This is a genomic window from uncultured Agitococcus sp. (assembly GCF_937920075.1).
Taxonomy (GTDB): domain Bacteria; phylum Pseudomonadota; class Gammaproteobacteria; order Pseudomonadales; family Moraxellaceae; genus Agitococcus.
Map to the genome: position 1 here is coordinate 1 of NZ_CALETI010000286.1, position 9,941 is coordinate 9,941.

At 39.5% G+C, this 9,941-nt stretch carries 12 protein-coding genes; 8 read left to right on the plus strand and 4 right to left on the minus strand.

The annotated features are described in order from the left end of the window. Nucleotides 1-1,487: NAD(P)/FAD-dependent oxidoreductase (locus Q0212_RS09925; RefSeq protein ID WP_297924974.1), on the plus strand; the 1,487-nt coding region annotated here is incomplete at its 5' end. 69 nt (nucleotides 1,488-1,556) lie between these two features. Here the strand turns inward: Q0212_RS09925 and Q0212_RS09930 are convergent. Beyond that, nucleotides 1,557-2,036 carry a glutathione peroxidase gene (locus tag Q0212_RS09930; protein WP_297924977.1) on the minus strand — a complete coding sequence of 160 codons (480 nt, stop codon included), beginning with the start codon at nucleotides 2,034-2,036 and terminating at the stop codon, nucleotides 1,557-1,559. A 22-nt stretch (nucleotides 2,037-2,058) separates the two neighbouring features. Beyond that, nucleotides 2,059-2,451, minus strand: a complete 393-nt coding sequence (msrB, locus tag Q0212_RS09935; protein ID WP_297924979.1) for a peptide-methionine (R)-S-oxide reductase MsrB — start codon at nucleotides 2,449-2,451, stop codon at nucleotides 2,059-2,061. A 157-nt stretch (nucleotides 2,452-2,608) separates the two neighbouring features. On the opposite strand from msrB, the gene Q0212_RS09940 reads away from it, so the two are divergent. Further along, nucleotides 2,609-3,829 carry a pyridoxal phosphate-dependent aminotransferase gene (locus tag Q0212_RS09940; RefSeq protein ID WP_297924981.1) on the plus strand — a complete coding sequence of 407 codons (1,221 nt, stop codon included), beginning with the start codon at nucleotides 2,609-2,611 and terminating at the stop codon, nucleotides 3,827-3,829. Nucleotides 3,830-4,036: 207 nt separating this feature from the next. Continuing rightward, a complete protein-coding gene (gene htpX / locus Q0212_RS09945) occupies nucleotides 4,037-4,966 on the plus strand; it encodes a protease HtpX (protein WP_297924983.1) in 930 nt (309 codons plus the stop codon). A gap of 64 nt (nucleotides 4,967-5,030) precedes the next feature. On the opposite strand, the gene Q0212_RS09950 is transcribed toward htpX, so the two are convergent. Beyond that, nucleotides 5,031-6,161 (minus strand): ATP-NAD kinase family protein, encoded by a 1,131-nt coding sequence (locus Q0212_RS09950; protein WP_297924986.1) that lies wholly within the window; start codon nucleotides 6,159-6,161, stop codon nucleotides 5,031-5,033. Between the two features lie 113 nt (nucleotides 6,162-6,274). Between Q0212_RS09950 and Q0212_RS09955 the strand changes: the two genes are divergently transcribed. Beyond that, the gene (locus Q0212_RS09955; protein WP_367175856.1) at nucleotides 6,275-6,454 is read left to right on the plus strand and encodes a PA1571 family protein; all 180 of its coding nucleotides are present in this window, start codon (nucleotides 6,275-6,277) and stop codon (nucleotides 6,452-6,454) included. A gap of 36 nt (nucleotides 6,455-6,490) precedes the next feature. Here the strand turns inward: Q0212_RS09955 and crcB are convergent, their stop codons facing one another. Next, entirely contained in the window at nucleotides 6,491-6,871 is a 381-nt protein-coding gene (gene crcB / locus Q0212_RS09960) for a fluoride efflux transporter CrcB (RefSeq protein WP_297924989.1), read from the minus strand. Nucleotides 6,872-6,901: 30 nt separating this feature from the next. Between crcB and Q0212_RS09965 the strand changes: the two genes are divergently transcribed. The 4 genes from Q0212_RS09965 to Q0212_RS09980 form a co-directional block, all read left to right on the plus strand. Then, complete coding sequence (locus Q0212_RS09965) at nucleotides 6,902-7,831, plus strand: cation diffusion facilitator family transporter (protein WP_297924990.1); 930 nt, start codon at nucleotides 6,902-6,904, stop codon at nucleotides 7,829-7,831. 10 nt (nucleotides 7,832-7,841) lie between these two features. Beyond that, nucleotides 7,842-8,102, plus strand: coding sequence for a DUF4404 family protein (locus tag Q0212_RS09970; RefSeq protein ID WP_297924992.1), 261 nt, complete (start codon nucleotides 7,842-7,844; stop codon nucleotides 8,100-8,102). A gap of 199 nt (nucleotides 8,103-8,301) precedes the next feature. Continuing rightward, nucleotides 8,302-8,856 carry a hypothetical protein gene (locus Q0212_RS09975; RefSeq protein ID WP_297924995.1) on the plus strand — a complete coding sequence of 185 codons (555 nt, stop codon included), beginning with the start codon at nucleotides 8,302-8,304 and terminating at the stop codon, nucleotides 8,854-8,856. Nucleotides 8,857-8,874: 18 nt separating this feature from the next. After that, nucleotides 8,875-9,941 (plus strand): GMC family oxidoreductase N-terminal domain-containing protein (locus Q0212_RS09980; protein WP_297924997.1); only part of this gene is annotated, 1,067 nt, incomplete at its 3' end.

Genomic DNA, 9,941 nt, shown 5'->3' on the forward strand with positions numbered 1-9,941 from the left:
TTGTTGGTGCTGGTATTTCTGGTATTGCTGCCGCGATTCGTTTGCAAAAAGTTGGTTACAACAACTTTAAAATCATTGAAAAAGCCAGTCGTGTCGGTGGCACATGGCGTGAAAACACCTACCCCGGTTGTGGTTGTGATGTGCCTTCTTCACTCTACTCTTACTCCTTTGCGCCAAGTGCAAAATGGAGTCACTTGTTTGCTCGACAAGCTGAAATTTTAGCTTACTTAGAAGAAGTTAGTGAAAACTTCAATATTAAATCTTCTATTCAATTTAATACCGCTTTAGAAAATGCGTCATGGGATGACAGCCGTCATCTATGGGTTTTAGATACTAATCAAGGCCAATATTTATCAAAAACCTTAATTTGTGCGACTGGCCCAATTACCGAGCCACAAACCCCACGAGTAGAAGGTTTAGACACTTTTACGGGTGAAATGTTCCATTCTGCCAAATGGAATCATGACTACGATTTAACAGGCAAACGCATTGCTGTCATTGGCACAGGCGCATCTGCCATTCAGTTTGTGCCACAAATTCAACCTAAAGCCAAAGAACTTTATGTATTTCAACGCACTGCACCGTGGGTGTTACCTAAGCCAGATATGAATTTGAACGATTGGGGTAAGTCAATTATTGCCAAATACCCAGCGATTCAACAAACTTGGCGTAATAGTGTTGCCCAATCGTTAAATGCAATTAACTTTGGTTTGCGTAATCCTATTGCGCTCAAACCCTTAAATGTGTTGGGTAAACAATTATTAAAATTACAAATTAAAGATCCTGTGTTGCGTAAAAATGTCACGCCTAACTTTACCGTTGGCTGTAAGCGTATTTTATTTGCTAACAACTATTACCCTGCCTTACAAGCTGCTAATACCCGTTTAATTCCACATGGTTTAGTGAAAGTTGAAGGCAATACTGTGATTGCGGCGAATGGTCAACGTCATGAAGTCGATGTGATTATTTGGGGCACAGGTTTTGAGGTATCTCATCCCCCAATTGGTAAAAAGATTCATAATGCTAATGGCCAACGTTTATCTGACTTATGGAAAAACAGTTCACCCGAAGCCTATTTAGGTACTAGCTTAGAAGATGTCCCCAATGCCTTTTTAATGCTTGGCCCTAATGTGTTAGTTTATGATTCATTTATTGGTTTAGCCGAAGCACAACTTGATTATATTGTTGATGGTTTACAACAAGTTAAAGCTCAAGGCATTAGCAAATTTACCATCAAACCAAGCGTTTTACGTCGTCATAACGAAGCCGTACAAAAGCATTTACAAACTACCGTTTTTAATAGTGGTGGCTGTAAGAGTTATTACTTAGATGCCAATGGCCGTAACTTCGCGGCATGGCCTTGGTCATTAGCAACCTTAAGACAACGTTTAAGCAGCTTAAAATTGCCTGAGTATGATTTGAGTTATGCGCCTAATGTCAGTAAAGCACCTAAAGGCAAAACTAAGCAAAAAGCAGCTATAGCTTAGGTTCTGATTCGCTAACCACAAACGATCAAGTTTTATTCGTTTGTGGTAAGGCTATTGATGATCGTTTTCTTACAATAACTTCTCAATATCTTTAGCAATATCTAATGGTACGGTGGTTGGTGCATAACGCTCAATCACATTGCCCTGACGATCAACTAAAAATTTAGTAAAGTTCCATTTAATAGCATTCATACCCAATAAACCAGGTGCAGCTTCTTTTAAGTGTTTGAATAAAGGATGAGCTTCATCGCCATTGACATCAATTTTGGCGAACATTGGAAATGTAACACCATAATTTAATTGGCAAAACTCACTAATTTCTTCATTACTGGCTGGGTCTTGGCTTAAAAATTGATTACAGGGAAAACCTAAAATCATCAAACCTTGATCTTTATATTTTTCATACAAAGCTTCTAAATCTTTAAATTGTGGTGTTAAACCACATTTACTAGCCGTATTCACCACCAATAAAACTTTGCCTTTATAATCGGCAATCGACACTTCTTTGCCAGAAATAGTGGTTGCAGAATAATCATATACATTGGGCATTTTATCTCTCCAGTTGATGTATTTAATTTTGTTTAAGCTTTAATGAAGCCGAATTAACACAATAACGCAAGCCTGTTGGTTTTGGGCCATCAGGAAAAACGTGACCTAAATGTGCGCCACACTGCTGACAAGTAATTTCGGTGCGAATCATGCCATGAGTTAAATCACGATGTTCTGCAATGACTTGCTCATTAAGGGCCTGATAAAAACTTGGCCATCCCGAACCCGAATCATACTTAGTCTCTGAACTAAATAAAGCTGTTTCGCAGCAACGGCATAGATATACGCCTTTTTCGTGACAATTCCAATATTGGCCTGTAAATGCACGCTCTGTACCTTTTTGTCGGCAAATATAAAACTCTTCTGGGCTTAATTCATTTTGCCATTGCGCATCAGTTTTTTGAACTTGGCTCATAAAAATGCACCTCTCTAACAAACTTAACGTCTTATACACCAAAAAACATTGTCTAGCCTACTGAACATTCATCGCTTTTTTCGCTAGAATCGAATGCTTAGCCAGATTTATCACTGACTATGAATATATTAGATGTAGCCCAAATGAGTTTGTTACTATGCAAATTGCAAAATCCGCAAAATTACAAAATGTATGTTATGACATTCGTGGCCCTGTATTAAAAGCCGCCAATGCCATGGAAGAACAAGGACATCGTATTATCAAGTTAAATATTGGTAATCCTGCACCATTTGGCTTCGAAGCCCCACAAGAAATTCTAGCGGATGTAATTACTAATTTGCCTAATGCCATTGGCTACTGTGATTCAAAAGGCTTATTTGCCGCTCGTAAAGCAGTGGTTCAATATTATCAACAAAAAGGTTTATTTGTTGATGTTGGTGATATTTATATTGGTAATGGGGTTTCAGAACTGATTGTCATGGCAATGCAAGCCTTGTTAAACAATGGCGATGAAATGCTTATTCCAGCCCCTGACTATCCATTGTGGACAGCCGCTGTCACTTTAGCAGGTGGCACGCCCACCCATTACTTATGCGATGAAAATAATGGCTGGTATCCCGATTTAGCCGATATTGAATCAAAAATCACCCCAAAAACACGCGGGATTGTGGTCATTAACCCCAATAATCCTACAGGGGCAGTTTATCCAAAACACATTTTAGAAGGTCTTGTTGCCCTTGCTCGCCGTCATAATTTAATTATTTTTGCTGACGAAATTTATGACAAGATTTTATACGATGGAGCAGAACATACCTCTATTGCGACTTTATGTGATGATTTGTTATGTATCACCTTTAATGGCTTATCCAAGTCTTATCGTGTCGCAGGATTTCGTTCAGGCTGGTTAATGGTTAGTGGTAACAAACGTGCTGCCAAAGACTATATTGAAGGTTTGGATATGTTGGCCTCCATGCGTTTATGCGCCAATGTACAAGCACAATTTGCTATTCAAACGGCATTAGGTGGTTATCAAAGTATCAACGATTTAATCTGTAAAGGTGGTCGTTTATATGAACAGCGCGAAATTGCATGGAAAATGCTCAATGACATTCCTGGTGTGAGTTGTACTAAACCCGAAGGCGCATTGTATCTATTTCCCAAATTAGACCCAACCATCTATCCAATTGAAGATGATCAAGCCTTCATTCTAGAATTTTTACAAGCAGAAAAAGTTTTGTTAGTACAAGGAACTGGCTTTAATTGGCCTCATACCGATCATTTCCGTGTGGTATTTTTACCACATATTGACGAACTTAAAGAAGCAATTAATCGTCTAGCACGATTTTTGGCAGGCTATAGAGCCAGAATGGGTACTTAATCCTTTCCCCACAAGAACAAGGTTTACGCATTGTACTGCAATGCGTAAATCCTAAGACCTACAGAATACACTGCATTTTTTGACCAAAAGCTCAATTATCAACCTATTTTCAGTTACAAAGATACAATACTGTCATCTTGTAATTCATAATCAACAACCATACCTTATCAAATAACTCGGATAATCCGTTTTTAGGAGTTTATAAAGATGTTCCGTATCGTCCTCTTCCTGCTCACCAACTTAGCGATTGTTGTAGTCGCAGGTATTATTTTGAGCGTGTTGGGTGTTGGTTCGACACATACAGCGGGTAATACGCTCAATTTAGCTAATTTATTAGTCGTCTGTTTTGTCTTTGGTATGGTGGGTTCATTAATTTCTTTATTTATGTCGAAGTGGCTGGCTAAACGCACCACAGGTACAGAAATTATTGAAACACCGCGCAGTGCTGAAGAACGTTGGTTATTAGATACTGTTGCTGAGTTATCTCAAAAAGCAGGCATCAAAATGCCAGAAGTGGGTATTTTCCCAAGCTTTCAATCCAATGCTTTTGCCACAGGTTGGAACAAAAATGCTGCTTTAGTGGCTGTGTCTAGCGGTTTATTAGACCGTATGAGCCGTGATGAAGTACGCGCTGTTCTAGGTCACGAAATTGGCCACGTGGCTAATGGTGACATGGTTACATTGAGCTTAATTCAAGGCGTTGTGAATACCTTTGTTATGTTCTTCTCTCGCATTATTGGTAACTTTGTTGACCGTGTAATTTTCAAAAATGAAGATGGGCCTGGTATCGCCTATTTTGTTACCAGCATTATTGCTGATATCGTTTTAGGTATCTTGGCTTCTGCAATTGTTATGTGGTTCTCTCGTCGTCGTGAGTTCCGTGCTGACGAAGCAGGTGCTCGTTTAGCTGGAAAACAGTCTATGATCAATGCCTTACGTCGTTTACAAGCTGAACACAATATGCCTGATCAAATGCCTGCCGAGATGACTGCTTTAGCGATTGCTGAAGGTCAACGTGAAGGTTTTAGCTTAGCTAAATTGTTTGCTTCTCACCCAGCCATCGAAACTCGTATTGCTGCTTTAGAAGCCTTACAAATTCCAGATCAAGTGCCAAATCAAGGCGCTTTGTGGCGTTAATGTACCTTGAGCGTAGTCGAAAGTTTACGCTCAGACATCTAAAAAAGCGACTTAGGTCGCTTTTTTATTGGCCTACATAATACAATTGTTCTTGCTCATAACCTGTTGTGACTTTAATTAAGCCACACCATGCCTTATTTAAAGAGGCATCCCCCGTATCCAATACTAACGCTCGCCCTTCTAAGCTTTTTAATTTATGAGGTGTTGCCACGACCCATAAATTTTCTCGACCGATCTGTTGTAAAATTGCTGGTGTTAACTGCTGATTGCCCCGCCCCAACAACACACCTTGCCCACCAGTGACGGTTAAAATCACTTTACAAGGATATTGAGAAATTAAATTTGTTATCTGTCTTGAATTAAGATCTTGGCCAATTAATTCTCCATTTAATATGGCATCAAAGCCCAATAAAGTATGTTCAAAACCTAATTTTTGCATAATTGCCGCACAGGTACTGCCCACCCCAAACAAATACACCACATCCGTTTCTAAACGCTCACTGACAAATGCAGCGATTTCGTGTTGCACTAATTCATCTGTTTCGGGGCTTGCACACTTCATTTGTTGTATCAGTTTTGTATCTATCGGGATACTTAACTCGCCATAAAATTGAGCGCGCACTTTACCTTGTTGTAAGGCTAATTCATCTAAATCTCTTACTTCTGCTTGCTCAACCGCCACACCACTACCCGACATTAATTTATAAATAATCTCTGCGGCACTTTCGGGATTCAGAGCAAATACCCCTGAATGCATTTTTACCCCTGCGGGAATACCCAACACAGGACAACTGACACCAGCCGTACATAAATCGCGTGCTGTTCCGTCACCACCAACAAACAGTAGCAAATCAATATTCTGTTGCATTAAAGCCTGTGCTGCACGGATTGTGTCTTCTGCCTGAGTTGGCAGATTAGTTTGATAAACAACTTTTGCCTCAAAATCGAGGTCTTGTAATAATTGCTTACCCATTAGGCCATTTGCACATGAAAAATTTAATCTGTCTTTATATGGCTGTAACAATTTTAAGCTTTGATAGCAACGTTGGTAGGCACGTGATTGTTCAGCAACGCTAATTTGCCATTGCTGATGATCACTGCCTTTAAAGGCAAGCTCACCGCCCAAACCAGCAACGGGATTAATCAACAGGCCAATATGTAAATGATGCAAGCAAGAATTATTCTCAAATTTCATAGTTGGTTACAGATTAGAGTGAGTTTAGGGATACACAAAGCAATTCTTTTTCTATACTACCATTATAAAGAAGCCGTTACCCCGCAAAGTGCGCTAGGCAAATGAGGTTTATCATGCAAGTTGTTGAAATGAATACAAAAATGGATACTAACGTATTTAATTTACAAGCATTCTATGGTGCTGCACTTGTTGATGAACAAGGCCGTGAAATTCCAATCACTGAAGAAATGATTGTTGATGCCTGCGATGAGTTAATGAAACTCTGGCACTTTCCAATGACTAAAGCAGCTTAATTATTTCCAATTCTAAGGCAGATTAACTTTATCTGCCTATTGTCTTAAATAGCTTACTGTCGCCAATCCCATCAAAGTCATTACTAACGATCCCAAGACATGCAAACTTATTTGCACTGCTGCCCATAACCATTTTTCTTGCTGCAATAAACTCACCGTCTCGATTGAAAAAGTCGAGAATGTTGTTAATCCGCCCAAAAATCCTGTAATCACCAATAAACGCCATTCTGCTGGCCAACTTGGGTGATTAGCAAACAGCGCAAAAGCCACTCCAATTAAATAGCCTCCCACTAAGTTAGCAAGCAATGTTCCCAACGGAATAAATAAAAAAACCTTATTTAGCCATAATGACAATAACCATCGCCCTACTGCGCCTATAGAAGCCCCTATACTAATTGCCAAAATTGAGTTAAACATAGAACATAAACTCTTTTATTTAAACCTATTATGCATCATCACCACGACCATCATCATTGTAAAACACCTGAGCCTCATGCTCATAGCCATCATTCTCATGCCCCCAAAGATTATGGCCGTATTTTTGCGTTTGGTATTATTTTAAATATTGTGTTTGTTATTATTGAGGCATTGTATGGTTGGTATGCCCATTCTTTAGCTCTATTAGCAGATGCTGGTCATAATTTAAGTGATGTTTTAGGATTATTATTAGCTTGGTCTGCTTTTTGGTTAGCCCAACGTAAAGGCAATACACAACACACTTATGGCTGGCGTAAAGCCTCAATTTTAGCGGCATTAATCAATAGTATGTTGTTATTAGTCGCGATGGGGGCAATGGCTTGGGAAGCGATACAACGCTTACAACAACCTCAAATCATTGAAAGTGTTACTTTAATTTGGGTAGCTGCTTGTGGTGTCGTGATTAATGGCTTTACTGCTTGGCTGTTTATGCGTGACAGTGAGCATGATATTAATTTGCGTGGTGCTTTTTTACATATGGCAGGCGATGCCCTTGTGTCTGTTGGCGTGATCATCACTGGTGTTTTGTACTATTATTATCAATGGTCATGGTTAGACCCTGTGATGAGTTTAATCATTGCCATGATTATAATTATCGGAACATGGCATTTATTACAACAATCTTTAAATTTAAGTTTAGATGGCGTCCCTGAACATATTAAACTAACCGAGGTACAGCAATTTTTATTACAACAAAATCACGTTAAGGCCGTTCATGATTTACATATTTGGGCATTAAGCAGTTCTGAAGTTGCGCTAACCGCTCATTTAGTTGTCAATGAATTTCCACAAGATGATAAATTATTACACATTATTAGTGACGAATTAGAACATCATTTTGGTATTCAACACAGTACCTTACAAATTGTTCAACAACCTTTAAAAAATGCTTGTTATTAGGAGAGCGATAATGCCAAAACAATTAATTGGTGAAGAAATTGCCAAAGCTAGAAATATTTTAGCCATTCAACCCTTGCCACCTGAACATCACGAAAATCTACAGGCACAATTATGTGATTTAGAGTTACATTTACAATCACATGAGCAAGTTGATTATGAGCGTTTTACCAATTTATTACGTTCTGTTGAAGCTGAAATCGAAGTTGACCATCCTGTAATTGCTGGTGTTGTGAGCAGCATTATTCGAACTTTAGCGAGTATCGGGGTTTAAACGACACATGGGGCTTTTGCCCCATTTTGAGTGTAATACGCGGTATTTCTTGCGTATACGTCCGTTTTTAATGGCGATTGCTTGACGTGGCGATTTCCCTTCTATAAACAATAAAAAGACAACTGTATATTTACCCATAATCCTACAACCCATCAACTCTTAAAGCTTGTTATTTTGTGGATTAACTCAGGAATTTATTATGTCCACCCTATTATCCAGACGTGCTTTTTTACGCACGAGTACTATTGGCACTATTGCCTTGACTACCGCCACGACAAGCACTTTAACTGCTTGTAGCTCCACGCCATCTACGCCAAGTAAAGGTTTTCAATTTTTACGCGAAGGCGATTTAAAACTATTTTCAGCATTAATTCCTGTGGTCTTACACAGCATGATTCAAACTGAAACACCTAACTATCAAGCATTACAAATTAATATCTTAAAAAATGTTGATGGTGCTTGTAGTAATTTGGCTTATAAAGCGCAAAGTGAAATTTACAAACTCTTAGATTTATTGGATGGCCGTATTACCCGTTGGTTAACCACAGGCGTGTTAGATACATGGCAGCAAGCCAGTCCAGACGATGTGAATCATTTTTTACAACGCTGGCAAAGCAGCTCGATTGGGCCATTTAATGCAGGTTATCGTGTATTAAGCAAATTAGTTGCCGTCTCCTATTTTAGTTTACCCGAAGCCCAAGCACAAAGTGGTTATAACCACCTTCCTGCCCTCTACCAAGCAATTAACAGCTAAAAACAGGACATACTAAACATGGCATTTGATGATATTTATACCGCAGGCATTGCCTCGGGTTGGAAAGTGACCGACGCTTCTACCCTACAAAAAAACCAAACTTTAGAAGCAGATGTTGTTATTGTGGGCACAGGTGCTGGTGGTGGCACAACCGCTGAAATTTTGAGTCAAGCTGGTTTAAAAGTTTTAATGATTGAAGAAGGTGCTTTAAAAACTTCTGCTAACTTTAAAGACTTAGATGAAAGTCGTGCTTATCGTGAACTGTATCAAGAAGGTGCGGGTCGTGCGAGTAGTGATGGTGCTATTGCTATTCTTCAAGGACGTGCTGTGGGTGGTACAACTGTCGTTAACTGGACTGCTAGTTTTAGAACACCTGATCACACACTCAAACATTGGGCGGATGTTCATCAAGTGAAAGGACACAGTCCTGAAGACATGAAACCTTGGTTTGAAAAGATGGAACAACGGTTGAATATTGCTCCTTGGGCAATGGCACCCAATCCTAACAACCAAGTTCTTAATGATGCCTGCAAAAAACTAGGCTGGGAATGGCACGTTATTCCACGTAATGTAAAAGGTTGTTGGAATAGCGGCTATTGTGGTTTAGGTTGCCCTGTGAATGCCAAACAATCGATGTTAGTGTCTACAATTCCCACCGCTCTTAGTCAAGGTGCGGAATTAGTACATCATTTACGCATTGAAAAGATTTTATTCAGTGGCAACAAAGTCACAGGTTTATTAGGCTTAGCCTTAGACACTAGCACTCACCAACGGACAGGGATTGAAGTTCAAATCAAGGCCAAACATTATATTATTGCTGGCGGTGCACTCAATAACCCAGCTCTTTTATTACGCTCACAAACGCCTGATCCTTATAAACGTGTTGGTAAACGCACCTGTATTCATCCTGTGGTATTAACCTTGGCGCAAATGCCACAACAAATTGATCCTTATCATGGTGCACCACAATCTATTGCTTCTGACTTTTTTCAATGGAAAGACGGTGCAACAGGTAAAATGGGTTATAAACTTGAAGTTCCACCTGTATTTCCTGCCATTGCCAGTGGTATTTTTGGCACATGGGG